Genomic DNA, 26,298 nt, shown 5'->3' on the forward strand with positions numbered 1-26,298 from the left:
AAGCTCAGGACGCTAAATTTAGCGATGATTTTATGGAACAGTTTCATGATGAATTCCTGACGCAGGTGCAATTTGATAACGCTCTTTTATGTGACATACATCACATAAAATAGAGTCTACGCTTCATCATTTAACTAATCAATAACAATTAAGGGTGAACTCTGTTTTCACTTCATCCGCTCGTCAGCAGCTGGCCATAAAAAAAGCCAGCCTGGAAACCAGACTGGCTTTTTACGTTCAAGCCGGTGTTACATCGCTTTTTTGGTCAACTCGATAACGCGCAGTTTAGCGATCGCTTTGGCCAGTTCCGCGGACGCCTGAGCGTAATCCACGTCACCATGAGAGCTCTTAATGTGCTCTTCAGCCTTACGTTTCGCTTCCAGGGCTCGCGCTTCGTCGAGATCCTGGCCACGAATTGCGGTATCCGCCAGGACGGTCGTGCTACCCGGCTGCACTTCAAGAATGCCGCCTGACAGGTAGATAAATTCTTCGTGACCGTGCTGCTTAACGATGCGAATCATACCAGGCTTAATGGCGGTGAGCAGCGGCGCGTGCCCCGGGTAAATACCCAGTTCACCTTCGCTACCCGTTACCTGGATTTTCTCGACCAGACCAGAGAACATTTGTTTCTCTGCGCTGACGACGTCCAGGTGGTAAGTCATTGCCATATCACCCTCCGATTAAGGCGTTAAAGTTTTTTGGCTTTTTCCACGGCTTCGTCGATAGAACCGACCATGTAGAACGCCTGCTCCGGCAGGTGATCGTATTCGCCTTCCATGATGCCTTTAAAGCCACGGATGGTGTCTTTCAGGGAGACGTATTTGCCCGGAGAACCGGTAAATACTTCTGCCACGAAGAACGGCTGGGACAGGAAGCGCTGGATCTTACGTGCGCGAGCTACCACCAGTTTATCTTCTTCAGACAGTTCATCCATACCCAGGATGGCGATAATGTCTTTCAGTTCCTGATAACGCTGCAGAATGGACTGAACGCCACGAGCGGTGTCGTAGTGCTCCTGACCAACAACCAGCGGATCCAGCTGACGGCTGGTGGAGTCCAGCGGGTCAACGGCCGGGTAGATACCCAGGGATGCGATCTGACGGCTCAGTACTACGGTTGCATCTAAGTGAGCAAAGGTAGTGGCTGGGGATGGGTCAGTTAAGTCATCCGCCGGTACGTATACCGCCTGTACGGAAGTGATAGAGCCGGTTTTGGTGGAGGTGATACGTTCCTGCAGAACGCCCATCTCTTCCGCCAGTGTCGGCTGGTAACCTACCGCTGAAGGCATACGACCCAGCAGTGCGGATACTTCCGTACCGGCCAGGGTGTAACGATAGATGTTATCGACGAACAGCAGTACGTCACGACCTTCGTCACGGAACTTCTCAGCCATGGTCAGGCCGGTCAGCGCAACGCGCAGACGGTTTCCCGGCGGCTCGTTCATCTGGCCATACACCAGGGATACTTTGTCGATAACGTTGGAGTCGGTCATTTCGTGGTAGAAGTCGTTACCCTCACGAGTACGTTCACCTACGCCCGCAAACACGGAGTAACCGGAGTGCTCGATCGCGATGTTACGGATCAGCTCCATCATGTTTACGGTTTTACCTACACCCGCGCCACCGAACAGACCGACTTTACCGCCCTTCGCGAACGGACACATCAGGTCGATAACTTTGATGCCGGTTTCCAGCAGTTCCTGAGAGCTGGACAGCTCTTCATAAGACGGTGCTGCGCGGTGGATAGCCCAACGCTCTTCTTCGCCGATGTCGCCTTTCATGTCGACCGGTTGACCCAGTACGTTCATGATACGACCCAGCGTAGCTTTACCAACCGGGACTTCGATCGGGTGCTCGAGGTCTTTTACATCCAGACCGCGGCGCAGACCATCGGAAGAACCCATGGCGATGGTACGCACGATACCGCCGCCCAGCTGCTGCTGAACTTCCAGCACCAGAACTTCATTACCATTCTGTACCTCAAGGGCTTCGTACACGCGTGGTACGGCATCCTGAGGGAACTCGACGTCGACCACGGCGCCGATTACCTGGACAATCTTTCCAGTAGCCATCTTAAATCCTCTACGAAATAACCTGGTTAAACCGCGGCGGCCCCCGAGACGATCTCGGTGAGTTCCTGAGTAATGCTGGCCTGACGAGCTTTGTTGTATACCAACTGCAGCTCTTTAATCAGGCTGCCGCCATTATCGGTCGCGGCTTTCATCGCCACCATACGGGCGGCCTGCTCGCTGGCCAGGTTTTCAACCACGCCCTGATAAACCTGAGACTCGACGTAGCGGCGCAGGAGGGTATCCAGCAGCGCTTTCGGATCGGGCTCATACAGGTAATCCCAGGATTTACGTTTCAGATCAGCGTCTTCTGATGCCGGTAACGGCAGCAGCTGAGTGATCGTCGGAACCTGAGACATGGTGTTAATAAATTTGTTGCTGACAACGTACAGCTTGTCCAGACGGCCTTCATCATAGGCCTGCAACATCACTTTTACCGGGCCGATCAGTTCGGACAGGGATGGGTTATCCCCCATACCGGTCACCTGTGCAACGACGTTGCCGCCAACGGAGTTAAAGAAAGAGACGCCCTTAGAGCCGATCATTGCGAGGTCGCACTGAACGCCTTTATCGGACCATGCTTTCATTTCCGCCAGCAGTTTCTTGAACAGGTTAATGTTCAAGCCGCCGCACAAACCACGGTCGGTCGACACCACCAGGTAGCCCACGCGCTTAACGTCGCGTTCTTCCAGGTAAGGGTGCTTATATTCCAGATTACCGTTCGCAAGGTGACCAATCACTTTGCGCATAGTATCTGCGTAAGGACGGCTGGCCGCCATGCGCTCCTGCGATTTACGCATTTTGGAAGCGGCGACCATCTCCATCGCTTTAGTGATCTTTTGCGTGTTCTGGACGCTTGCGATCTTACTACGTATCTCTTTTGCGCCGGCCATGAGCTTCTCCTCAATGCCTTGCGGCCTGCCCTAAGACAGACCGCCAGACGTTACCAGGACTGGGTTGCTTTGAAGGAATCGAGGATGCCTTTCAGCTTGCCTTCGATTTCGTCGTTATAGCCACCGGACTGGTTAATCTCTTGCATCAGCGGAGCGTGATCACGGTCGACGTAAGCCAGCAGAGCGGCTTCGAAGCTACCGATTTTCGCCAGTTCTACATCAGCCAGATAACCACGTTCTGCTGCGAACAGAACCAGAGACTGCTGCGCGACGGACATCGGCGCATACTGTTTCTGTTTCAGCAGTTCGGTCACTTTCTGACCGTGGTCCAGCTGTTTGCGGGTTGCATCGTCAAGGTCGGATGCAAACTGGGAGAACGCCGCCAGTTCACGATACTGCGCCAGCGCGGTACGGATACCACCGGACAGTTTCTTCATGATCTTGGTCTGCGCTGCACCACCCACACGGGATACCGAGATACCCGGGTTAACCGCAGGACGAATACCGGCGTTGAACAGGTTGGTTTCCAGGAAGATCTGACCATCGGTAATGGAGATTACGTTGGTCGGAACGAACGCGGAAACGTCACCCGCCTGGGTTTCGATAATCGGCAGCGCGGTCAGAGAACCGGTTTTCCCTTTCACTTCACCTTTGGTGAAGGCTTCAACGTATTCGGCGTTAACACGCGCAGCACGCTCCAGCAGACGAGAGTGGAGGTAGAATACGTCGCCCGGGAACGCTTCACGTCCTGGCGGACGACGGAGCAGCAGGGAGATCTGACGATAAGCAACAGCCTGTTTAGACAGGTCATCGTAAACGATCAGCGCATCTTCACCGCGGTCGCGGAAGTATTCGCCCATTGCGCAACCCGCGTATGGCGCCAGGTATTGCAGTGCAGCAGATTCGGATGCAGTCGCTACCACCACGATGGTGTTAGCCAGCGCGCCGTGCTCTTCCAGTTTACGCACCACGTTAGAGATGGTGGACGCTTTCTGGCCGATAGCAACATAGACGCACTTGATGCCGGAATCACGCTGGTTGATGATGGCATCGATAGCCAGCGCAGTTTTACCGGTCTGACGGTCGCCGATGATCAGTTCACGCTGACCACGACCGATTGGGATCATGGCGTCAACGGATTTATAACCGGTCTGTACCGGCTGATCGACGGACTGACGTTCGATTACGCCCGGCGCGATCGCTTCAACGGCGGAGAAACCGTCGTTTTCCAGCGGACCTTTACCATCAATTGGCGCGCCCAGGGTGTTAACCACGCGGCCCAGCAGGCCACGGCCAACCGGAACTTCCAGGATACGGCCAGTACATTTCACCTTCATGCCTTCGGCGAGGTCAGCGTACGGACCCATCACCACCGCACCAACGGAGTCGCGCTCCAGGTTCAGTGCGATAGCGTAACGGTTACCCGGCAGGGAGATCATCTCACCCTGCATACATTCGGCAAGGCCGTGGATGCGGATAACACCGTCACTTACAGAAACAATAGTACCTTCGTTATGAGCTTCGCTCACAACATTGAACTGAGCAATGCGCTGCTTGATCAGTTCGCTGATTTCGGTGGAATTCAGTTGCATGCTCCAGTCCCCTTAAGACTGCAAGACGTCTGCAAGGCGATCAAGACGGCCGCGTACGCTGCCATCAATGACCATATCACCCGCACGGATGATAATACCTGCCATAACAGACTTATCGATTTTGCAATTCAGCTTAACTTTGCGTGACAGACGTTTTTCCATCGCGCTGACGATCCTGGCAAGCTGTTCATCACTCAGTTGGTTGGCAGATATGACTTCTACCTCTGCGATGGCCTCACTGGCCGCGCGCAGGTGAATGAATTGCTCAAGAACGTCCGGGAGCACCTTCAGACGATTATTTTCCGCCATCACCTTAATCAGGTTCTGGCCGTTTTCGTCAAGTTGCTCGCCGCAGATAGCGATAAACGCTTCTGAGAGCGTTTCCGGCGCCAAAGCACCGGAGAGAAGCTCTGCCATTTGGTCGTTTTTGGTCACTTCGGCGGCAAACGCCAGCATATCCTGCCAGCGTTCAACACTGTTGTGTTCGACGGCAAAGTCAAAAGCTGCTTTGGCGTAGGGGCGAGCTACCGTTACAAATTCAGACATCAGCCCCTCCCTCCTTACAGTTCAGCGACAAGTTTATCCACGATGTCGCTGTTAGCAGCTTCATCCACGGAACGTTCGATGATCTTCTCGGCGCCAGCAACAGCCAGGATAGCGACCTGCTTACGCAGCTCCTCGCGTGCACGTTTACGCTCAGCATCAATTTCAGCCTGCGCTTGTGCAACGATTTTGGTGCGTTCCTGTTCTGCTTCAGCTTTAGCTTCGTCCAGAATCTGAGAGCGGCGCTTGTTCGCCTGCTCAATGATTACCTGGGCTTCCGCTTTCGCTTTTTTCAGCTGGTCGGTCGCGTTGGCCTGTGCAAGGTCCAAATCTTTCTTAGCGCGTTCTGCAGAAGCTAAACCGTCAGAAATCTCTTTCTGGCGTTTTTCGATGGCAGCCATTAAAGGCGGCCATACGTACTTCATGCAGAACCATACGAAGATAACAAACGCGATGGCCTGGCCGAGGATTGTTGCGTTCATGTTCACAGCACAATACCTCTTTAATTAACTCTGTGGCTTAGGTTTCTAACAACTTACTACGCGACGGCGAACATCACGTACAGACCCAGACCTACAGCGATCATCGGGATAGCATCCACCAGACCCATAACGATAAAGAACTGAGTACGCAGCAGAGGGATCAGATCCGGCTGACGCGCTGCGCCTTCCAGGAATTTACCTCCGAGGATGCCGATACCGATCGCAGCACCGATTGCCGCCAGACCCATCATCACAGCGGCAGCCATGTACAGCAGATCCATATTCAGGTTTTCCATGACAGTCTCCAGTTTGTTTCAGTTAAAACGTAGTAGTGTTGGTAAAAATCAATGCTCTTCAGACGCCATCGACAGATAGACAATCGTCAGAACCATGAAGATGAAGGCTTGCAGCGTAATAATCAGGATGTGGAAAATGGCCCAAGGCACATTCAGAACCCACTGTGACCACCACGGCAGCAGACCAGCAATCAGAATGAAAATCAGCTCACCGGCATACATGTTGCCGAACAGTCGCAGACCGAGAGAGACCGGTTTGGACAGCAGGCTTACCCCTTCAAGGATTAAGTTGACAGGAATGAACGCCCAGTGATTGAACGGCTGCATGGTCAGTTCTTTAACGAACCCACCTACGCCTTTCATTTTGATGCTGTAGAAAATAATCAGGATGAACACGCCAAGCGCCATCGACAGGGTGATGTTCACGTCAGCAGACGGAACCACGCGCAGTGCAGGCAGGCCGAAAATGTGTTCGCCGATATAAGGAAGCAGGTCGATTGGCAGCAGGTCCATCAGGTTCATCAGGAAGACCCAGACGAACACGGTCAGCGCCAGCGGCGCGATAACCTTGCTCTTGCCATGGTACATGTCTTTGACGCTGCCATGGACGAAGCCGATGATCATTTCGATGAAGGTCTGGAATTTCCCTGGTACGCCGCTGGTCGCTTTCTTAGCAACGCTACGGAACATGGCCAGGAACAGCAGACCGAGAACCACCGAGAAGAACATGGAGTCAATGTTGAGCGTCCAGAAGGTGGCCGGGGGGTTGTGCGGATCCACCAGCGAGAAAGTACGCAGATCAATCTGAAGGTTGTTCAGATGGTGACCTATGTATTCCTGCGGCGTCATATTTTCTGAAGCCATGATGCCTTTTACCCTTTGTTGTTGATTACAGCTGGCGCCAGAACTTGTACCACCAGCACCAAAACCCACGTCACGATCAGTGGCAAAAATACCACTTTTAAAACGGCCAGCGCCACCGCCAGGAGGGCGAAGGTCAGCAACACCTTGAAGGCTTCACCGAAGGCGAAGGTCCAGGCCACACGGCCTTTTGCTGGTGTATGCGCCTGATGACGCCAGGCAAAAATCATAAACATCAGGTTTGGCAAAACCACTGCCAAACCGCCGCATACCGCGGAAATGCCCCAGAAGGGGTCTTTGAGGCTAAACAGCAGTCCACTTGCCATTACTGCCAGTAACTGAATAAACAGAAGCTTGCGAGCAACGTTTCGACTCAAGAGCGACACTGACATCACGTTTTTACTCCTGCTCCCTTTGAGGTATGTCGCGTGTCGTATAAAACGTCCTTTAAGACGAAGAGTCAAGCATCAAAAAGCGGACAAATTATACGGTGACGCCCCGTGATTTCAAACAATAAGTAGCAAAATAGTGAATAAATGTTTAATTATTTTCCAACGGACAACTTTCCGTGCATTTCAGCGTTCTGTGAGCGGTCATACAAAACTGCAAATAACGTGGAAACACGGCAATTAAAGCGTGCATTAGATCACATAATAAACATTTCAAGCGCCCTTTAATGAATCAAGGACATAAAACACTATTTTTCATGTTTTTGATATTCAAGATAAAAAGTGAGGACATTATCTAAAACAACCCCACATACAATAAAAACCTTTTATTGACATTTATAATAAAAATTTAACATCGCGATGCTGATCATCATTGTCGATTTTTAGCACCCTGATATTTTCAAAGTTGACTATTTTGTCAGTGAATCACTTACGTTAAGTTAACCGCAAGAAAAACCATAGTAAAAACATGGTTAAATGCAGCCCGATAATATCAGGAGGTGACCTTTATTTTTGTAACATTCATGGGCCACATTTTTTCCACATTTTTTGATAAAAATTAACTCGCTTTTGGCGTAATCACCACCAGGTGCCGCTCCCCTTCCAGCTGAGGAACATGCAGCTCAATGACCTCGGCTATGGCATACCCTTCCGGCAGGTTTTCCATTTCGTCTTTTTGCGCTAACCCTTTGAGCGCATAGAAGTGACCGTTCGCGGCCGGCAAATGATGGCACCAGCTCACCATATCATTAAGCGACGCGAAGGCGCGGCTTATCACGCCATCAAACTGCGGCTCGGCCGGGAAAGCTTCCACGCGGCTCTGCACCGGGGTGATGTTATCCAGCTTCAGTTCATGCTGCACCTGACGCAGGAAGCGCACGCGTTTGCCAAGGCTGTCCAGCAGGGTGAAATGCGACTCCGGGCGCACGATAGCCAACGGGATCCCCGGCAGCCCCGGTCCCGTACCGACATCGATAAAGCGCGAGCCCTGCAGATAAGGCGCGACGATGATGCTGTCGAGGATATGACGCACCAGCATCTCAATTGGATCGCGAACGGAGGTCAGGTTATAGGCTTTGTTCCACTTATCGAGCAGCCCGACGTAAGCCACCAGCTGATTTTTCTGGTGATCGGTGAGCGAAATACCCGCTTCATCCAGCAGACGAGAAAGTTTGTTGAGCACGGTAAGTACCTTCAAAAAATAATGAGCCCGGAGGCGCTAACGCTTACCGGGCCAGGAATGATAAAGGCGAACGCTGATTATGCAAGTGGGAAATCAGCGCGGCAGGCTGCCGCAATCAGGCGCTGCGACGCAGCATCCCCTGCTTTTTCAACCAAACCAGCAAAATAGAGATCGCCGCCGGGGTGATCCCGGAAATACGTGACGCCTGCCCTATCGACGACGGTTTATGGTCGTTTAGTTTAGCGATCACTTCATTAGACAGTCCGGTGACCTGACGGTAGTCGAGTGTCGCCGGTAACAAGGTATTCTCGTTGCGCTGCTGTTTCTCGATCTCATCCTGCTGGCGCGCGATATAACCTTCATACTTCACCTGGATCTCAACCTGCTCAGCCGCCTGCCGATCTTCCAGCCCCGGCGCGAACGGCGAGAGCTGAACCAGCTGCTCGTAGGTCATTTCCGGGCGACGCAGCAGATCTTCACCGCTGGCTTCGCGCGACAGCGGCGCGGTCAGGTGAGCGTTCACTTCGGTAGCGCTCTCAGCCTGCGGGTTCACCCAGGTCGATTTCAGGCGCTGGCGTTCGCGCTCAATGCTTTCCAGCTTCTCGTTGTAACGCGCCCAGCGTTCATCATCCACCAGACCCAGCTCACGCCCCTGCTCAGTCAGACGCAGGTCGGCGTTGTCTTCGCGCAGCATCAGACGATATTCAGCACGAGAGGTAAACATGCGGTACGGTTCTTTGGTACCCAGAGTACACAGGTCATCCACCAGCACGCCGAGGTAGGCCTGATCGCGACGCGGCGCCCAGCCCTCTTTTTCCGCCGAGAAGCGAGCAGCGTTAAGACCGGCCAGCAGACCCTGAGCCGCCGCTTCTTCATAACCGGTGGTGCCGTTGATCTGACCGGCGAAGAACAGACCCTGAATGAATTTGCTCTCGAGCGTCGGTTTCAGATCGCGCGGGTCGAAGAAGTCGTACTCAATAGCGTAGCCAGGACGGACGATCCGCGCATTTTCCATCCCCTGCATGGAGCGGACGATTTGCATTTGCACATCGAACGGCAGGCTGGTGGATATGCCGTTCGGATAAATTTCGTTTGAGGTCAGGCCTTCCGGTTCGAGGAAGATCTGATGCTGGTTGCGATCGGCAAAGCGCATGACTTTGTCTTCGATCGACGGGCAGTAGCGTGGACCGATCCCTTCGATCACCCCGGCGTACATGGGGCTGCGATCGAGGTTATTGCGGATCACGTCATGGGTTTTCTCGTTAGTGTGGGTGATGTAGCACGGCACCTGACGCGGATGCTGATCGGCAGATCCCATAAACGAGAAGACCGGCATCGGGTTATCGCCATGCTGTTGAGCCAACACGCTGAAATCGATGGTGCGCGCGTCAATGCGCGGCGGGGTCCCGGTTTTCAGTCGGCTTACGCGCAGCGGCAGTTCACGCAGACGACGAGACAGCGGGATCGACGGCGGATCGCCGGCGCGTCCGCCGCTGTAGTTATCCAGACCAATATGGATTTTGCCGTCAAGGAAGGTTCCGACGGTCAGCACCACCGCTTTGGCACGGAATTTGAGGCCCATCTGGGTGACTGCGCCTACGACGCGATCGTTTTCGACAATCAGATCTTCCACAGCCTGCTGGAAGATCATCAAATTCGGCTGGTTCTCCAGCGCAGTGCGTACCGCCTGACGGTACAGCACGCGGTCAGCCTGGGCGCGAGTGGCGCGCACCGCGGGGCCTTTGCTGGCGTTTAGTATCCTAAACTGGATGCCTGCCTGATCGATCGCTTTGGCCATCAGGCCGCCGAGCGCGTCCACTTCTTTTACCAGGTGTCCTTTCCCAATGCCGCCAATCGCCGGGTTGCAGCTCATCTGCCCCAGCGTGTCGATATTGTGTGTCAAAAGCAGGGTCTGTTGACCCATACGCGCTGCGGCCATTGCGGCCTCAGTGCCTGCGTGACCCCCGCCAATGATAATGACGTCAAAAGGATCCTGATAAAACATGGTGGTCTGCCTCGCATAACGCGGTTTGAAAATGGATTGAAGCCCGGGCCGTGGATTCTACTCGGCTTTGGTCTTTTGAGAAAGACTCCGGGATCCTGAGTATTAAAAAGAAGATCTTTATATAGAGATCTGTTCTATTGTGATCTCTTATTAGGATCGACTCTCTTTGTGGATAAGTCGGATCCGCGAAGTAAGATCAAAAGCTTAAGAAGGATCACTATCTGTGAATGATCGGTGATCCTGGTCCGTATAAGCTGGGATCAGAATGAAGGGTTATACACAGCTCAAAAAGCGTACTGCGGTTATTCTTTGGATAACTACCGGTTGATCCAAGCTTTTAAGCATGGTTATCCACAGAAGAACGGACGATCTTTACAAATCTCAGAGCAAATTTTTCCAGGATCCCAGCCAAATTTCCGCCGGATCCTCGGGAATTTCATGTTCCAGCACGTTGATCTTCAGGGTCTCGCCGATCTGTTTTGCCCCGCAGGCCTTCAGCGCCGCTTCTAATTTATCGATCGCGCCGCAAAAAGTGTCGTATTCGCGGCTGCCGATCCCGATGGCGCCAAAGCGCACGGCGGAAAGATCGGCCTGCTGCGCCAGCAGCGCGTCATAGAAGGGAACCAGGTTGTCGGGAATGTCGCCGGCGCCATGGGTGGAAGAGATAACTAACCAGATCCCCTGCGCCTGCAGATCGTCCACCAGCGGGCCGTGCTGGATTTCAGTGCTGTAGCCTGCTTCTTCCAGCTTTTCCGCCAGATGCTCCGCTACGTATTCCGCACTGCCCAGGGTGCTGCCGCTGATAAGTGTAATGTCTGCCATAGATCGCCGATCGCCCGCTCAACTGTTCAGAGTGGCGTATTGTACGCTGTGAGCGAGCTGGGATCTACCTGTGGAAAAATGTGGGATTAAAAAAAACGATCAGGGCTTAATGGTGCGCATGATCGGGTTCTGCAGCACGATCAGGGTCTCGGTGGACTGAATTTCATCAATTGTTTGGATCTTGTTGATAAGTACCTGCTGCAGGGCATCGATGGATTTACACATCACCTTAATAAAGATGCTGTAGTGGCCGGTGGTGTAATAAGCCTCGGTGACCTCCTCCAGGCTTTCCAGGCGGGCGAGGGCGGAGGGATAGTCTTTGGCGCTCTTGAGAATAATGCCGATGAAGCAGCCGACGTCATAGCCCAGCTGTTTGGGGCTGACGTCAATTCGCGCGCCGGTAATGATGCCCGCCTGTTTCATCTTTTCGACGCGTACATGAATAGTGCCGGGGCTGACGCTGAACTGTTTGGCCAGTTCGGCATAGGCGGTACGGGCGTTGGCCATTAGCGCATCGAGAATGCCGCGGTCCAGATTGTCGATCTGATAATTTTCCATATCTTTTTCTTATGAAGTTTGAGGGTTCTTACTATTTTAGCGCCATATTTTGATGAATTAAAAGTTGATGAGCCTTTTTATTGATTGATTATTGTATTTGTGGCCTTTTTTGTTGCTTAATCAATGGCAACAGGACGCAGGAGTCATAAAAATGAAAACCGCATATATCGCAAAACAACGCCAGATCAGTTTCGTTAAATCCCACTTTTCCCGTCAGCTGGAAGAGAAGCTTGGCCTGATTGAAGTCCAGGCGCCAATCTTAAGCCGCGTGGGCGATGGGACGCAGGATAACTTGTCCGGCTGTGAGAAAGCGGTTCAGGTGAAAGTGAAAACACTGCCCGACGCCCAGTTCGAAGTGGTGCATTCGCTGGCGAAGTGGAAGCGTCAAACCCTGGGACAACACGACTTCAGCGCGGGCGAAGGGCTGTACACGCACATGAAGGCCCTTCGCCCCGATGAAGACCGTCTGACGCCGATCCATTCCGTCTATGTCGACCAGTGGGACTGGGAGCGGGTGATGGGGGATGAAGAGCGCCACGTCGGCACGCTGAAGGCGACCGTCGAAGCGATTTACGCCGGGATCAAAGCCACCGAGCTGGCGGTCAGCCAGGAATTTGGCCTGATGCTGTTCCTGCCGGAACAGATCCACTTTATTCACAGCCAGGCGCTGCTGAGTCGCTATCCGGATCTTGATGCCAAGGGCCGCGAGCGAGCGATTGCTAAAGAGCTGGGCGCCGTCTTCTTAATCGGCATCGGCGGCAAACTCTCTGATGGCAAGCGCCATGATGTTCGTGCGCCGGACTATGATGACTGGAGCACTGAGGTTTCTGAAGGCTTTGCCGGACTGAACGGCGATATCCTGGTGTGGAACCCCGTGCTGGAAGATGCGTTCGAGATCTCCTCAATGGGGATCCGCGTTGACGCCGCGGCGCTGAAACGCCAGCTGGCGCTGACCGGCGATGAAGATCGCCTGAAACTGGAGTGGCACCAGGCGCTGCTGCGCGGCGAGATGCCGCAGACTATCGGCGGCGGCATTGGCCAGTCTCGGCTGACGATGCTGTTGCTGCAGCTCGACCATATCGGCCAGGTGCAGTGCGGCGTATGGCCGGCACAGGTTCGCGAAAGCGTTTCCGCGCTGCTGTAACGATTAGCGCCGCCAGCGTCGCAGCAGGCGGCTACGCAACCCGGTATCAAAGCGCCAGATATGATCGAAGATGCGCATGATGCCGGGTTTGCCGTGTACCGACATCGCCACCGCGTGAAAACGGTGCTGATGCTTTCGCTGTAACTCCCCCACCTGAGCAATCACCTCATCCGGCAACCGCTGGGCAATAAAGTCGGAGATCACCACGGCATCCGCATCCACCCACTGCGGGTTTTGCAGACGTTCAATAATGGCGCGAAAACAGCTGGCCAGATCGGTGCCGCCGCGAAAGCGCTGGCTCAGAAAGCGGATCGCCTGCTCCAGGCCGCCCTCGCAGGTTAGTTCGTAGTGCACCACTTCGCTGGAGAACAGCATAATAAAGCAGCGGCGGTTATCCGCCAGCGCGACGCGCATCAGGGCCAGACAAAAGGCTTTGGCGCACTGCTCGTTAAAACCGCCCATCGATCCTGACGTATCGACGCAGACAATAAAGGGCCCGCGCGGCTGTTCATCAAAATCCTGCCGCGTCACCGGGCGTTCGGTGATTTTTTCGCGCCAGGCGTCGCCGTGCAGCCGGTAAGTCAGGAGCTGTTTCTCCACCAGCTTGCGATAAAATTCAAACTCCAGCTCCGTGATGCCGAGCGTCGCCAGCTCCGGCGGCAGCAGGCGCAGAATGTCATCGCTCTGCTGGAGGCCGTCGACCTGTTCCGGCACCGTCGCAGGCTCGCGCACCAGGCTACGGAAGGTCTCCATCGGCGCGTCTTTCTTCGGCACGGATTTCGCTTCCCGTGAGCGCCCCAGCTGTTCCGCCAGCTGCAGCAGCTCCGGCTGCTGGTTAAGAAAATCGCCATAGCGCACGATCAGCTGATAGTCGCCACGTTTGAGTTCGCCGGCGCTCATATCCCACAGGCGTCCGGCGGCGGTGTCATTCTCCGCCAGCACCGGATCGAGCTGACCGCTGAGCGTCATTCGTTCCTGGACCTCACTGAGCAACTGATCGCGCTCCTCATCCAGCAGCTGCTGGTTAAGGCTGGTGGCTTGCACCACCAGGCTCAGGCGCCAGCGCTGTAAAAACAGCGTATGCAGCGCCGGGGTAAAGGTCGCATTGTCGTCCACCAGCTTCTGCGCCTGGGCGGCAAAAGGGGACTGGAGCTGGTGTAGCTTGCTGAGGATCTGCGGCAGCTGGACGATAAACTGCGAGGTAGAGAGCAGCTGAGCCTGCTGATAGGTTTGCACCTCGGCGTCCAGATCCGGCGGGACGTTAACCTCTTTTAAGCGGGCGCGAACGGCTTCCCGCCAGCGCGGAATATCCGCCGCGATGATGTTTTTCAGGCGGGGAAATTTCTCAAAGAAAACCGCCAGCTGCGGAGAGGCCAGCAGCGCCAGCAGCATCTCCTCGATCATTCCCTCTTCGCTGACTGCCAGCATGACATTCAGCATATCGAGCGTCATGGCTGCTTCGCCTGTTTAATCTGCGCGCCGACGTCCTGCAGGCTGGCTTCGATTCTTCCCAGCCACTCGACCGGGATAAACAGGCACTTCTGCTGCTCGCTGAAGCGGTTATGTTGCTGGTGCCACTCATCGTCCAGCGCCTCCAGCTGCTGGCGAATTTCCGCCGGCATGTTTTCCTGCGACGCGCTGCCGGGCAGCGAGAGGCGTGAGCCCTGCAGGCTGACGTCGCGAACAACCAGATGCTGGCTGGTGTCGACATCCATATTGAGCATTTGGGCAAAGCCGATCCCGTTGAGCTTGCCGCGGATCTCGCCGCCCTTTTCCAGCCAGCTGGCTAACGCCTCGCGCTCAAAAGTAATGTGGATCACTTCCATATCGTGGAGTTTGAGCGGCTGCTGCAGCAGCAGGGTCAGGGTGGTCCCCTGGATCTCCGCCGGCAGCTCATAGTGCGGCTTGCGGCTAAACATGCCGCCAAGGCGGGTGACCTTTAGCGCCGTTTTGTCACTTTGCTGCTGTTGGATCTGAATGCGTCGCTGCACAATCGCCCCGAGCCGCGTCAGCATCGCCTGCTGCTGCCAGGCGTGGCAGGTCATCAGCGTTTCCAACTGCTGCGACATCAGGTTCATGCTCTCGACGTTGTGCCACAGACAATCTTTCAGCAGGATAAGATCTATCGGCGCGATGCTGTCGCGGCCGCTGAAGAAGGCGCTGGCCTGCAGCAGGCGAATAGCCTTTTTCCAGCGGCGATCCGAAACGTATGGCGCGTTTGGCAGGGCATCCAGCTGCTGGCGCAGCTGGAATATCAGCTCAAACACCGCGTCCGGCAGTTTGATATTGCCGATCTGCTGCTGCCATTGCGTAAACTCTTCATCGCTAACCTGCAGCGCGCTGGGCACCGGATTGCTGTTTTCATCCTGCTGGCTGACCAGCATCGAACGGAAATTACCTTTATCCTGTACTTTATCGAGCCACAGACGGATCAGCATGCGGTCATACAGCGCTTCCAGGCTGCTGTCGGCTTCGGGCAGTTCGTTCGAAGCGGCCACCAGCAGGCGCATCGGGATTTTCTCTTCGTGAGCGCCGTTGCGGAAGTGACGTTCGTTAATCGCCGTCAGCAGGGTGTTGAGGATAGCCGGACCCGCTTTCCATATTTCATCGAGGAACACGATTTCTGCTTCCGGCAGGTAACCGGCGGTTAAACGCTCGTAGCGGCCTTCATCTTTCAGCGCCTGAATGGACAGCGGGCCAAAAACCTCTTCCGGGGTGGAAAAGCGGGTCATCAGGTATTCAAAAGCGCGCGCCTGCTGGAAGGCGAACTTGAGGCGGCGGGCAATCAGGCTTTTGGCGATCCCCGGCGGACCAAGCAAAAATACGCTCTCGCCGCTGAGCGCCGCCAGCAGGCACAGGCGTATCGCGTGGCTGCGTTCAAAGAGTCCTTTTTCGAGTGCCGCGCTGAGTCGGGAAATTCTTTCAGCCAGTAAATGTGTTTGAGCCATAATTGAGTTGCGTGCTTTGTCATGTATCGTTATTGGGACGAGTATAGATGTTAGAGCAGGGGCGGTAATAGCCTGAAGAATCGATTTATTTTTTTTGAGCCAGGTTAATATGGTGTCTGTTAGGGGTACGATTTCACAAATAATCGTGCATACTGTGCGCTTTTTGTGGGCCAAGGGACTAGGCACACATTTGTTTTATAAACGAAAAGACTAGTCTATGAGCACTGATAATAAACAATCGTTGCCGGCGTTAACGCTGGCGGCCATCGGCGTGGTGTACGGTGATATCGGTACCAGTCCACTGTATACCCTGCGTGAATGCCTGTCAGGTCAGTTTGGCTTTGGCGTTGAGCGCGATGCCGTTTTTGGCTTTTTGTCGCTGATTTTCTGGCTGTTAATCTTTACCGTATCGATTAAATACATCACCTTCGTGATGCGGGCGGATAACGCCGGGGAAGGCGGGATCTTAACGCTGATGTCGCTGGCCGGACGCAATACCTCGGCGCGGATGACCTCTGTGCTGGTGATCCTCGGCCTGATCGGCGGCAGTTTCTTCTATGGCGAAGTGGTGATTACCCCGGCGATTTCGGTGATGTCGGCGATAGAGGGGTTAGAAATTATCGCTCCGCAGCTCGATAGCTGGATTGTGCCGATCTCCATTATCGTGCTTACCCTGCTATTTATGATCCAGAAGCACGGGACCGGGATGGTCGGCAAGCTGTTTGCGCCGATTATGCTGATCTGGTTCTTGCTGCTGGCGGTGCTTGGCGCGCGAAGCATTTACGCTAACCCGGAAGTTCTGCAGGCGCTAAACCCCTACTGGGCGGTGCATTTCTTCCTGCAGTACAAAACGGTTTCCTTTATTGCGCTTGGCGCGGTGGTGCTGTCGATTACCGGGGTGGAAGCGCTGTACGCCGATATGGGGCACTTCGGCAAACTGCCGATCCGTGTCGCCTGGTTCTCCGTCGTGCTGCCTTCGCTGGTGCTGAACTATTTTGGCCAGGGGGCATTGCTGCTTAAGCATCCGGAAGCGATTAAAAACCCGTTCTTCCTGCTGGCGCCGGAGTGGGCGTTGATCCCGATGCTGATTATCGCCACACTGGCGACGGTTATCGCCTCGCAGGCGGTGATCTCCGGGGTCTTCTCCTTAACCCGTCAGGCGGTGCGTCTGGGCTATCTGTCGCCGATGCGCATCATCCACACCTCGGAAATGGAGTCCGGCCAGATCTATATCCCGTTCATTAACTGGCTGCTGTATGTCTCGGTAGTGATCGTCATCGTCAGCTTCGAACATTCGTCTAACCTGGCGGCGGCATACGGTATCGCGGTCACGGGGACCATGGTGCTGACCTCCATCCTGTCGGCAACGGTGGCGCGCAAAAACTGGCACTGGAATAAACTGTTCGTTGGGCTGATGCTGGTGGCCTTCCTGTGCATTGATGTTCCGCTGTTCTCGGCGAACCTCGATAAGATTGTCTCCGGCGGCTGGCTGCCGTTGTCCCTGGGTCTGGTGATGTTTACGGTGATGACCACCTGGAAGAGCGAGCGTTTCCGCCTGCTGCGTCGAATGCACGAGCACGGCAACTCGCTGGAAGCGATGATCTCTTCGCTGGAGAAATCGCCGCCGGTGCGCGTGCCGGGTACTGCGGTGTATATGTCCCGCGCCCTGAACGTGATCCCGTTTGCCCTGCTGCATAACCTGAAGCACAACAAGGTGCTGCATGAGCGAGTGATCCTCCTGACCCTGCGCACCGAAGACGCGCCTTACGTGCATAACGTTCGCCGGGTGCAGATTGAGCAGCTGTCGCCCTCGTTCTGGCGGGTGGTGGCCAGCTACGGCTGGCGGGAAACGCCAAATGTCGAAGAGGTGTTCCATCGCTGTGGCCTGGAAGGACTCAGCTGCCGGATGATGGAGACCTCGTTCTTTATGTCCCATGAGTCGCTGATTATCGGCAAACGGCCGTGGTATCTGCGCCTGCGCGGCAAGCTTTATCTTTTGCTGCAGCGTAACGCCCTGCGCGCGCCGGATCAGTTTGAAATCCCGCCAAACCGGGTTATCGAGCTCGGTACTCAGGTCGAAATCTGATGTCAAAAAAGCCCTTCCGTTGCGAAGGGCTTTTTGTTTCTCACTCCGGCTGTCATCTCCTGTCGCTGTCTCGCGAAACGTTTCGATAGCGATCACATTTCTCTCTTCTGGTGATGGTTTTCTGCTCACGCATTGATAATAATTATTTTAGCGAAACGTTTCGCTAGTGGAGCAAAAGAGAAAAAATGAAAAAAGGCACCGTACTTAACGCTGATATTTCCGCGGTTATCTCCCGCCTGGGCCACACCGATACGCTGGTGGTCTGCGATGCCGGATTACCGGTTCCCCGCAGCAGCGCGCGCATCGATATGGCGTTGACCCAGGGCGTACCTTCATTTATGCAGGTTCTGCAAGTGGTGACGACGGAAATGCAGGTTGAAGCGGCTGTCATCGCGGAGGAAATTAAGACGCATAATCCGCAGCTCCACGCGACGTTGCTCAACTATCTTGAGCAGCTGCAGCAGCACCAGGGAAACACCATTGAAATTCGTTACACCAGTCATGAGCAGTTCAAAAAACAAACCGCAGACAGTCAGGCGGTAATTCGCAGTGGGGAGTGTTCCCCGTTTGCGAATATCATTCTCTGTGCCGGCGTCACCTTCTGAGATCGCCGTCATGGAAGCCTTATTGCAACTGAAAGGGATCGATAAAGCGTTCCCAGGCGTCAAGGCGCTCTCCGGCGCCTCGCTGAATGTCTACCCTGGCCGGGTGATGGCGCTGGTGGGTGAGAACGGCGCCGGTAAATCCACCATGATGAAAGTGCTGACCGGGATCTATACCCGTGATGCTGGCGCTTTATTGTGGTTGGGCAAAGAGACCACCTTTAGCGGCCCAAAATCTTCCCAGGAAGCCGGGATCGGCATTATCCATCAGGAGCTGAACCTGATCCCGCAGTTGACGATCGCCGAGAACATCTTCCTCGGCCGCGAATTCGTTAACCGCTTTGGCAAAATCGACTGGAAGCGGATGTATACCGAAGCCGACAAGCTGCTGGCGAAGCTGAATCTCCGTTTTACCAGCCAGAAGCTGGTGGGCGATCTGTCGATTGGCGACCAGCAAATGGTGGAGATCGCCAAAGTGCTGAGCTTCGAGTCGAAGGTCATCATTATGGATGAACCGACCGACGCGCTGACCGATACCGAGACCGAATCGCTGTTCCGTGTGATCCGCGAACTGAAATCGCAGGGGCGCGGCATCGTCTACATCTCCCACCGCATGAAAGAGATCTTCGAGATTTGCGACGACGTGACCGTGTTCCGCGACGGGCAGTTTATCGCCGAACGCGAGGTCTCCTCGCTGGATGAAGACCGTCTGATTGAAATGATGGTTGGCCGGAAGCTGGAAGATCAGTATCCGCATCTGGCTAAGGCGCCGGGCGCGGTGCGCCTGAAAGTCGATAATCTCTGCGGCCCGGGCGTGGAAAACGTGACCTTTACCCTGCGCCAGGGGGAAATCCTCGGCGTCGCCGGGCTGATGGGCGCCGGGCGGACCGAGCTGATGAAAGTGTTGTATGGCGCGCTGCCGCGCAGCAGCGGCTCCGTGACGCTCGACGGTCACGAAGTGGTGACCCGTTCGCCGCAGGATGGTCTGGCGAACGGCATTGTCTATATCTCCGAAGACCGTAAGCGTGACGGCTTAGTGCTCGGGATGTCGGTAAAAGAAAACATGTCCCTGACCGCCCTGCGCTACTTCAGCCGGACGGGAGGGAGTCTCAAGCATAAAGATGAACAGCAGGCGGTCAGTGATTTCATCCGGCTGTTTAACGTGAAAACGCCGTCCATGGAGCAGGCGATCGGCCTGCTCTCCGGCGGCAACCAACAAAAGGTCGCCATCGCCCGCGGGCTGATGACCCGGCCGAAGGTCCTGATCCTCGATGAGCCGACCCGTGGCGTCGACGTTGGGGCGAAGAAAGAGATCTACCAGCTCATCAATCAGTTCAAAGCCGATGGCCTGAGCATCATTCTGGTCTCCTCCGAGATGCCGGAAGTGTTGGGCATGAGCGATCGCATCATAGTGATGCATGAAGGGCATCTCGGCGGTGAATTCACACGCGAGCAGGCCACCCAGGAAGTATTGATGGCTGCCGCTGTGGGCAAGCTTAACCGTGTGAATCAGGAGTAAGAAAGATGACAACCCAGGCTGTTTCTGGTCGCCGTTATTTCACGAAAGCGTGGCTGATGGAGCAAAAATCGCTGATTGCCCTGCTGGTGCTGATCGCGGTGGTATCGACCATGAGCCCCAACTTTTTTACCGTCAATAACCTGTTCAATATTCTGCAGCAGACCTCCGTTAACGCCATTATGGCGGTAGGGATGACGCTGGTCATACTGACCTCGGGGATCGACCTGTCCGTCGGTTCCCTGCTGGCGCTCACCGGCGCGGTGGCGGCGTCGATCGTTGGCATTGAAGTGAATGCGCTGGTGGCGGTCGCTGCTGCCCTCGCATTAGGTGCGGCGATCGGCGCAGTCACCGGGGTGATTGTGGCGAAAGGCCGCGTGCAGGCTTTCATCGCCACCCTGGTGATGATGCTGCTGCTGCGCGGCGTGACCATGGTGTACACCAACGGCAGCCCGATCAATACCGGCTTTAGCGATAATGCCGATCTGTTCGGCTGGTTTGGTATCGGACGTCCGCTGGGGATCCCGACGCCGGTATGGATCATGGCGATTGTCTTCCTGGCGGCCTGGTACATGCTGCACCATACTCGCCTGGGTCGTTATATCTACGCCCTTGGCGGTAATGAGGCGGCGACGCGCCTGTCCGGGATTAGCGTCAATAAAGTCAAAATTATCGTCTACGCGTTGTGCGGGATGCTGGCGTCGCTGGCCGGGATTATCGAAGTGGCGCGCCTCTCCTCCGCGCAGCCGACGGCCGGGACAGGCTATGAGCTGGACGCCATTGCGGCAGTCGTGCTCGGCGGCACCAGCCTGGCGGGCGGCAAAGGACGCATTGTCGGCACGCTGATTGGCGCGCTGATCCTTGGCTTCCTGAATAATGGTTTGAACCTTTTAGGCGTTTCTTCCTATTACCAGATGATCGTTAAAGCGGTGGTGATTTTGCTGGCGGTACTGGTAGATAACAAAAAGCAGTAACTGAGAACTCTACAGGACATCTTAACTATGAATATGAAAAAACTGGCGACCCTGGTCTCTGCTGTTGCGCTAAGTGCGACCGTTAGCGCGAACGCGATGGCCAAAGACACCATCGCTCTGGTTATCTCTACTCTCAACAATCCCTTCTTCGTGTCGCTGAAAGACGGCGCGCAAAAAGAAGCTGACAAACTGGGCTACAACCTGGTGGTGCTCGATTCCCAGAACAACCCGGCGAAAGAGCTGGCTAACGTTCAGGATTTAACGGTGCGCGGCGCGAAGCTGTTGCTGATCAACCCAACCGACTCTGATGCCGTCGGCAATGCCGTGAAGATGGCGAACCAGGCGAAAATCCCGGTCATCACCCTCGACCGTCAGGCGACAAAAGGCGATGTCGTGAGCCACATCGCCTCTGACAACGTGCAGGGCGGAAAAATGGCGGGTGATTACATTGCGAAAAAGCTGGGTGAAAGTGCGAAAGTCATTGAGCTGCAGGGCATTGCCGGGACTTCCGCGGCGCGCGAGCGCGGCGAAGGCTTCAAACAGGCCGTGGCGGCGCACAAGTTCAACGTTCTGGCCAGCCAGCCGGCCGATTTCGACCGTACCAAAGGGCTGAACGTGATGCAGAACCTGCTGACCGCCCATCCTGACGTCCAGGCGGTGTTCGCGCAGAATGATGAAATGGCGCTCGGCGCTCTGCGCGCGCTGCAGACCGCAGGCAAGTCCGATGTGATGGTGGTTGGATTTGACGGCACTCCGGATGGCGAAAAAGCAGTAAACAGTGGCAAACTGGCGGCGACCGTCGCACAGTTGCCGGAGCAGATCGGCGCGAAAGGCGTTGAGACTGCTGATAAGGTACTGAAGGGCGAAAAAGTGGAAGCTAACTACCCGGTTGAGCTGAAGCTGGTCGTTAAGCAGTAATATGCGATTCGGACTGGCAACGGTCCGAGGGACAATATAAAAAAAGAAAAGCAGGGCATGCGCCACCGGATCCCGGTGGCGCGCTTTCCCGGGAACAGAAACGATGAAAACTGCAGGCAAACTTGTCGTCCTTGGCAGCATCAATGCCGATCACATTCTCAACCTTGACGCTTTCCCGACGCCGGGTGAAACCGTCACCGGCAACCACTACCAGCTGGCGTTCGGTGGTAAAGGGGCCAACCAGGCGGTGGCCGCCGGGCGCAGCGGGGCGGATATCGCGTTTATCGCCTGCACCGGCGATGACGACATCGGTGAACGCATCCGTCGCCAGCTGGCGAGCGATAAAATCGATGTGGCGCCTGTGCGCGCGGTCGCCGGGGAAGCAACCGGCGTGGCGTTAATCTTCGTTAACGCCGAAGGTGAGAATGTCATCGGTATTCATGCCGGCGCCAATGCGGCCTTATCCGTCGCTCAGGTAGAGGCGGAAAAAGAGCGGATCGCCAGCGCGCAGGCGTTGTTGATGCAGCTCGAGTCGCCGCTGGAGAGCGTGCTGGCGGCGGCGAAAATCGCCCATCACCATCAGACCACCGTGGTGCTTAATCCCGCGCCAGCGCGTGAACTGTCCGATGAACTGCTGGCGCTGGTGGATATCATTACCCCCAACGAAACCGAAGCGGAAAAGCTGACGGGGATTCGCGTTGAGAGTGACGAGGATGCGGCAAAAGCCGCCGACGTGCTGCATGCCAAAGGCATTGGTACGGTAATGATCACCCTCGGCAGTCGCGGCGTCTGGCTCAGTGCCGAAGGCGAAAGCCGCCGGATCCCAGGGTTTCGCGTGCAGGCTATTGATACTATCGCGGCCGGCGACACTTTCAACGGCGCGCTGGTGACCGCGCTGCTGGAAGGGACCGCCCTGCCGGAGGCGATCCGCTTTGCGCATGCCGCGGCAGCGATTGCCGTGACTCGCAAAGGCGCGCAGCCTTCCGTGCCGTGGCGCACAGAGATTGATGAATTTTTAGCGCAACAGGGGTAATGCTTGGCTACGATGAAAGATGTGGCCCGCGTCGCGGGCGTTTCCACATCGACGGTGTCACACGTCATCAATAAGGACCGCTTTGTCAGCGAGGCGATTACCGCCAAAGTCGACGCCGCGATCAAAAGCCTCAACTACGCCCCCTCGGCGCTGGCGCGTAGCCTCAAGCTTAATCAAACCCGCACCATCGGCATGCTGATCACCGCCAGTACCAATCCGTTTTATTCCGAGCTGGTGCGGGGCGTGGAGCGCAGCTGCTTTGAGCGGGGTTATAGTCTCGTACTCTGTAATACGGAAGGTGATGAGCAGCGAATGAATCGTAATCTGGAGACGTTAATGCAAAAACGCGTCGATGGATTACTGCTGCTGTGCACTGAGACCCACCAACCCTCCCCGGAAATTATGCAGCGCTATCCGTCGGTTCCGACGGTCATGATGGATTGGGCGCCGTTTGATGGCGATAGCGATCTGATTCAGGATAACTCGCTGCTCGGTGGCGATATGGCGACCCAGTACCTGATCGATCAAGGGTATTCACACATTGCCTGCATTGCCGGCCCGCTGGATAAAACCCCGGCGCGTCTGCGCCTTGAAGGTTACCATGCCGCGATGGCGCGCTGCGGTCTGCCCGTAGCCGAGGGATACGTGGTGACCAGTGATTTTGAGTTTGGCGGCGGATTTAGCGCGATGCAGCAGCTGCTGGCGTTGCCGCAGCGGCCGCAGGCGGTGTTTGTCGGTAACGACGCCATGGCGGTTGGCGCTTATCAGGCGTTATACCAGGCCGGGTTGCAGATCCCGCAGGATATGGCGCTGGTGGGTTACGATGATATTGAACTGGCTCGCTATATGACGCCGCCGTTAACCACCATTCACCAGCCGAAAGATGAGCTGGGGGAACTGGCCATCGACGTGCTGATCCATCGCATGGCCGACCCGCAGCAAAAACAGCAGCGCGTACAGTTAACCCCGGAGCTGGTGGTCCGCGGCTCCGCTTAGCGTTTGTGCCGCTCGCTAATCAGGTTGCGGCCATCCTTCGCTCTCAACAGCATAAACATCAGCGCCGACACGATGGTTATCACGCCCATGGTAATAAAGGTGTAGTGAAACTGCTCTACGGTGCTGGCGCTGTCAAAACCTTCATAGAAGCGCAGCACCGCAGCGCTGATGGCCACTCCGAGACTGATGGAAAGCTGCTGGGTGACTGCCAGCAGGCTATTGCCGCTGCTGGCATTGTCATCCGTCAAATCGGCCAGGGTAATGGTATTCATGGCGGTAAACTGCGTGGACATCGCCATCCCCAGCACGAACAGCGGCAGAAGCAGCATCCACAGCGGCATTTCTGGCGACTGCAGCGAGAACTGGGCAATCATAAGGCCAATAAACACGGTGATCCCCACCAGGGTCTTACGATAGCCAAACCAGCGCAGCACCTGGGTAACGGTAGATTTCGCAATAATCGAGCCGATAGCGGTGGGGGCGATCATACAGCCGGCGATAATGGCCGGATAGCCAAAGCCAACCTGCAGCATGAGCGGCATCAGAAAAGGTACGCAGCCGGTACCCAACCGCGTGGCAAGGTTGCCGGCAATGCCGACCGAGAACGTATGGGTTTTAAATAAAGAGAGCGAGATCAGCGGCGCAGGATGGCGGCGCGCGTGACGGACATAGGCCAGGAGCAGTATCAGACTGACGGCGATCACCGCCAGCGCCAGCCATGTCGCCACGATTTTTTCGCCAAACAGTTCAATACCGCTGGAAAATAACACCAGGCTTAAGCCAAATAACAGAAAACCGGTTATATCGAAGCGTCGGCGCGGCGTTGTGAAATTTGGCATATATTTACGGGCATACAGAATGCCGATCACGCCGATGGGAATGTTTATCAGGAAAATCCAATGCCAGCTGGCCCAGGTCACAAATACCCCGCCGAGAACCGGGCCCAGAATCGGTCCTACCAGTCCCGGCATGGTGACAAAGTTCAGTACCGGCAGCAGTTCGCTGCGCGGATAGGCGCGCAGGAGGGCTAGCCTCGCCACCGGCATCATCATCGCCCCGCCGACCCCCTGAATAACGCGAAAAATGACCAGCTCCGTTAATGAACTCGAGAGCGCGCAGGCGAGGGAGCCGAGAGTAAACAGGCTAACGGCGATGATAAAGACCCGGCGCGTGCCGAAGCGATCGGCCAGCCAGCCGCTGACCGGGATCAACATCGCCACCGTCAGCGTATAGCTGATGATGGCCGACTGCATTGCTAAGGGGGAACGGTTCAGGCTGTGGGCGATAGCCGGGAGGGCGGTGTTAAGAATGGTGGCATCCAGCGCCTGCATAAAGAAGGCCATCGCCGCGATCCACGGCAGGCCAGCCATGCTGCGCCCTTTTTTTCCGCTCATGCCAAATCCTTGTTATTGATTTACGTGGTGTGGGGCGTTCAGCAGCGCCTGGCAGGCGAGCAAGGCACCTGGCGCATCGCTATTGAGAATGGCATCGACGATCGCCTGGTGGAGATCGAGCTTCACGACTTCATTTTGCGTAATCGACGTGAAGTAGGTGTGGTAGACGGAATGAAATAAAGAGGCGAATGAGCTGAGGAAAGGATTGCCGCTCATTTCATAGATATGTTCATGCCAGGCCATATCGACGTCTATCCAGCGATCGCGCTGAAAATGACGTTTCAGGGCAATCATCTCTTCCATAAGGGTATTGAGCTGCGCTTTCTGTTCCGCGGTGCCGTGGGCGGCGGCGAGGAAACAGGCCTGTGGCTCCAGGCTGCTGCGCATGACGAGAAAGTGGCTCACCACCTCTTCGAAGTTATCTTCCGTGAGCCACCAGGAGAGTAGTTCCTTATCCAGGAAGTTCCAGCTGCTGCGCGGCATTACCCGGGTGCCAATGCGAGGGCGGGGCAGCAGCATGCCTTTTGCAGTCAGCGTCTTCACCGCTTCGCGGACGGCGGTACGACTCACGCCGAACTGCTCCCCTAACTCCATTTCGCCGGGAAGAATGCTTTCCGGCTGATATTCGCCAGTCAGTATCTTTTGGGCGAGCTTCTCGGCCAGTACCCAGGAGATGTTCTTTTGTGCCGCCAGTTGCTGTGCGCTTAAAGACATAAATGCCGTTCCTTTCTTTTTTCTACACTAACAGTATGCCACCAGGCGCCCCGTTTCGTCGGTTAAAACAGCAAAACGGCGGTTTTTTGCGACATTCCTCGCCGCATTGTTGAAAAAAGAGACGGTTGAAAAGTTTTTTTGCATTTCCCCTTGTCACCTCAGAATTACTCCCTATAATGCGCCTCCACTGACACGGAACAACGGCAAGCAAGCCGCCGGGT

25 protein-coding genes are annotated in these 26,298 nt (G+C 55.4%); 8 read left to right on the forward strand and 17 right to left on the reverse strand.

The window, feature by feature from the left end; genetic code table 11:
- Window positions 1-248: 248 nt before the first annotated feature.
- From ABLU95_RS13205 to asnC, 13 genes are all read right to left on the reverse strand, one after another.
- Window positions 249-668, reverse strand: a complete 420-nt coding sequence (locus tag ABLU95_RS13205; RefSeq protein WP_004107274.1) for a F0F1 ATP synthase subunit epsilon — start codon at window positions 666-668, stop codon at window positions 249-251.
- Window positions 669-688: 20 nt separating this feature from the next.
- Window positions 689-2,071, reverse strand: a complete 1,383-nt coding sequence (gene atpD, locus ABLU95_RS13210) for a F0F1 ATP synthase subunit beta (protein WP_023291474.1) — start codon at window positions 2,069-2,071, stop codon at window positions 689-691.
- A gap of 26 nt (window positions 2,072-2,097) precedes the next feature.
- Window positions 2,098-2,961 (reverse strand): F0F1 ATP synthase subunit gamma, encoded by an 864-nt coding sequence (gene atpG / locus ABLU95_RS13215; protein WP_004144996.1) that lies wholly within the window; start codon window positions 2,959-2,961, stop codon window positions 2,098-2,100.
- A gap of 50 nt (window positions 2,962-3,011) precedes the next feature.
- Complete coding sequence (gene atpA / locus ABLU95_RS13220) at window positions 3,012-4,553, reverse strand: F0F1 ATP synthase subunit alpha (RefSeq protein WP_004144995.1); 1,542 nt, start codon at window positions 4,551-4,553, stop codon at window positions 3,012-3,014.
- Between the two features lie 12 nt (window positions 4,554-4,565).
- Window positions 4,566-5,099 (reverse strand): F0F1 ATP synthase subunit delta, encoded by a 534-nt coding sequence (gene atpH / locus ABLU95_RS13225; protein WP_004202307.1) that lies wholly within the window; start codon window positions 5,097-5,099, stop codon window positions 4,566-4,568.
- A gap of 14 nt (window positions 5,100-5,113) precedes the next feature.
- Entirely contained in the window at window positions 5,114-5,584 is a 471-nt protein-coding gene (atpF, locus tag ABLU95_RS13230; protein ID WP_004107293.1) for a F0F1 ATP synthase subunit B, read from the reverse strand.
- A gap of 50 nt (window positions 5,585-5,634) precedes the next feature.
- Window positions 5,635-5,874 carry a F0F1 ATP synthase subunit C gene (gene atpE / locus ABLU95_RS13235; RefSeq protein WP_000429386.1) on the reverse strand — a complete coding sequence of 80 codons (240 nt, stop codon included), beginning with the start codon at window positions 5,872-5,874 and terminating at the stop codon, window positions 5,635-5,637.
- Window positions 5,875-5,922: 48 nt separating this feature from the next.
- Window positions 5,923-6,738, reverse strand: coding sequence for a F0F1 ATP synthase subunit A (gene atpB / locus ABLU95_RS13240; protein ID WP_023291475.1), 816 nt, complete (start codon window positions 6,736-6,738; stop codon window positions 5,923-5,925).
- Window positions 6,739-6,746: 8 nt separating this feature from the next.
- Window positions 6,747-7,127, reverse strand: a complete 381-nt coding sequence (gene atpI / locus ABLU95_RS13245) for a F0F1 ATP synthase subunit I (RefSeq protein WP_004202310.1) — start codon at window positions 7,125-7,127, stop codon at window positions 6,747-6,749.
- A 616-nt stretch (window positions 7,128-7,743) separates the two neighbouring features.
- Window positions 7,744-8,367 carry a 16S rRNA (guanine(527)-N(7))-methyltransferase RsmG gene (gene rsmG, locus ABLU95_RS13250; protein WP_086076395.1) on the reverse strand — a complete coding sequence of 208 codons (624 nt, stop codon included), beginning with the start codon at window positions 8,365-8,367 and terminating at the stop codon, window positions 7,744-7,746.
- A 115-nt stretch (window positions 8,368-8,482) separates the two neighbouring features.
- Window positions 8,483-10,372 carry a tRNA uridine-5-carboxymethylaminomethyl(34) synthesis enzyme MnmG gene (gene mnmG, locus ABLU95_RS13255; RefSeq protein WP_023291477.1) on the reverse strand — a complete coding sequence of 630 codons (1,890 nt, stop codon included), beginning with the start codon at window positions 10,370-10,372 and terminating at the stop codon, window positions 8,483-8,485.
- Between the two features lie 381 nt (window positions 10,373-10,753).
- Window positions 10,754-11,194 carry an FMN-binding protein MioC gene (gene mioC / locus ABLU95_RS13260; RefSeq protein WP_017899651.1) on the reverse strand — a complete coding sequence of 147 codons (441 nt, stop codon included), beginning with the start codon at window positions 11,192-11,194 and terminating at the stop codon, window positions 10,754-10,756.
- A gap of 99 nt (window positions 11,195-11,293) precedes the next feature.
- Complete coding sequence (asnC, locus tag ABLU95_RS13265) at window positions 11,294-11,752, reverse strand: transcriptional regulator AsnC (RefSeq protein ID WP_002882510.1); 459 nt, start codon at window positions 11,750-11,752, stop codon at window positions 11,294-11,296.
- A 151-nt stretch (window positions 11,753-11,903) separates the two neighbouring features.
- Here asnC and asnA point away from each other — a divergent pair, with 151 nt between their 5' ends.
- Complete coding sequence (gene asnA, locus ABLU95_RS13270) at window positions 11,904-12,896, forward strand: aspartate--ammonia ligase (RefSeq protein ID WP_348879727.1); 993 nt, start codon at window positions 11,904-11,906, stop codon at window positions 12,894-12,896.
- 3 nt (window positions 12,897-12,899) lie between these two features.
- On the opposite strand, the gene viaA is transcribed toward asnA, so the two are convergent.
- Together viaA and ravA are read right to left on the reverse strand one after the other, a co-directional pair.
- Complete coding sequence (viaA, locus tag ABLU95_RS13275) at window positions 12,900-14,348, reverse strand: ATPase RavA stimulator ViaA (RefSeq protein WP_023291479.1); 1,449 nt, start codon at window positions 14,346-14,348, stop codon at window positions 12,900-12,902.
- Window positions 14,345-15,844 carry an ATPase RavA gene (gene ravA, locus ABLU95_RS13280; protein ID WP_348874444.1) on the reverse strand — a complete coding sequence of 500 codons (1,500 nt, stop codon included), beginning with the start codon at window positions 15,842-15,844 and terminating at the stop codon, window positions 14,345-14,347. Before ravA ends, viaA begins: the two co-directional genes overlap by 4 nt.
- 217 nt (window positions 15,845-16,061) lie before the next feature.
- On the opposite strand from ravA, the gene kup reads away from it, so the two are divergent.
- The 7 genes from kup to rbsR all read left to right on the forward strand — a co-directional run bounded on the left by kup (window position 16,062) and on the right by rbsR (window position 23,969).
- The gene (gene kup, locus ABLU95_RS13285) at window positions 16,062-17,930 is read left to right on the forward strand and encodes a low affinity potassium transporter Kup (RefSeq protein WP_004202319.1); all 1,869 of its coding nucleotides are present in this window, start codon (window positions 16,062-16,064) and stop codon (window positions 17,928-17,930) included.
- Between the two features lie 185 nt (window positions 17,931-18,115).
- Window positions 18,116-18,535: a D-ribose pyranase gene (rbsD, locus tag ABLU95_RS13290; protein WP_065883548.1), complete on the forward strand. Its 420-nt coding sequence runs from the start codon at window positions 18,116-18,118 to the stop codon at window positions 18,533-18,535.
- Window positions 18,536-18,545: 10 nt separating this feature from the next.
- Window positions 18,546-20,051: a ribose ABC transporter ATP-binding protein RbsA gene (gene rbsA / locus ABLU95_RS13295; protein WP_065883550.1), complete on the forward strand. Its 1,506-nt coding sequence runs from the start codon at window positions 18,546-18,548 to the stop codon at window positions 20,049-20,051.
- Between the two features lie 5 nt (window positions 20,052-20,056).
- A complete protein-coding gene (gene rbsC, locus ABLU95_RS13300; protein WP_004202322.1) occupies window positions 20,057-21,022 on the forward strand; it encodes a ribose ABC transporter permease in 966 nt (321 codons plus the stop codon).
- Window positions 21,023-21,049: 27 nt separating this feature from the next.
- On the forward strand, window positions 21,050-21,940 hold the full coding sequence (rbsB, locus tag ABLU95_RS13305) for a ribose ABC transporter substrate-binding protein RbsB (RefSeq protein WP_004202323.1): 891 nt from the start codon (window positions 21,050-21,052) through the stop codon (window positions 21,938-21,940).
- Window positions 21,941-22,043: 103 nt separating this feature from the next.
- Window positions 22,044-22,973: a ribokinase gene (rbsK, locus tag ABLU95_RS13310; protein WP_023291484.1), complete on the forward strand. Its 930-nt coding sequence runs from the start codon at window positions 22,044-22,046 to the stop codon at window positions 22,971-22,973.
- Window positions 22,974-22,976: 3 nt separating this feature from the next.
- On the forward strand, window positions 22,977-23,969 hold the full coding sequence (gene rbsR / locus ABLU95_RS13315; protein ID WP_086076398.1) for a ribose operon transcriptional repressor RbsR: 993 nt from the start codon (window positions 22,977-22,979) through the stop codon (window positions 23,967-23,969).
- Here rbsR and mdtD read toward each other — a convergent pair.
- Both mdtD and ABLU95_RS13325 read right to left on the reverse strand, forming a co-directional pair.
- Complete coding sequence (mdtD, locus tag ABLU95_RS13320) at window positions 23,966-25,363, reverse strand: multidrug transporter subunit MdtD (protein WP_023291486.1); 1,398 nt, start codon at window positions 25,361-25,363, stop codon at window positions 23,966-23,968. The genes rbsR and mdtD overlap by 4 nt on opposite strands.
- A 12-nt stretch (window positions 25,364-25,375) precedes the next feature.
- On the reverse strand, window positions 25,376-26,077 hold the full coding sequence (locus ABLU95_RS13325; protein ID WP_023291487.1) for a FadR/GntR family transcriptional regulator: 702 nt from the start codon (window positions 26,075-26,077) through the stop codon (window positions 25,376-25,378).
- Window positions 26,078-26,298: the final 221 nt, after the last annotated feature.

The sequence above is a fragment of the Klebsiella sp. GG_Kp146 genome, assembly GCF_040061975.1.
Classification (GTDB): Bacteria; Pseudomonadota; Gammaproteobacteria; order Enterobacterales; family Enterobacteriaceae; genus Klebsiella; species Klebsiella quasipneumoniae.